Genomic DNA, 266 nt, shown 5'->3' with positions numbered 1-266 from the left:
ACTCCCTTCACCTAGTGATAGTGTTGATGATACATTTAACGCGCTTGGCGTAACGTGAGAAGCAACTAGGATGAGATGGTTGGTAGCGTAGCGATTTAATACCTCACACACTTTATGCTGAGTAGTCACATCCAAGCCCTCGAAGGGTTCATCAACAAGCAACACTTTTGCGTGAGATAAAATAGCGCGCGCTAAGGCTAGTCGCTTACGCTCTCCCCCAGAGAGCGTCCTACCCGCCTTGCCAACCCACATAGACAACGGCAACA

The 266-nt window shown here is 49.2% G+C and carries 1 protein-coding gene; it reads right to left on the bottom strand.

The window, feature by feature from the left end; all coding sequences use genetic code 11:
- Nucleotides 1-266: ATP-binding cassette domain-containing protein (locus tag NLF92_RS13140; protein WP_254102666.1), on the bottom strand; the 266-nt coding region annotated here is incomplete at both ends.

Origin of the sequence: Opacimonas viscosa, assembly GCF_024199005.1 — a bacterium.
In the GTDB taxonomy this organism is placed as follows: Bacteria; Pseudomonadota; Gammaproteobacteria; order Enterobacterales; family Alteromonadaceae; genus Opacimonas; species Opacimonas viscosa.
The sequence above is the reverse complement of the archived record's forward strand: the minus strand, read 5'-3'. Positions and strand labels throughout refer to the sequence as shown.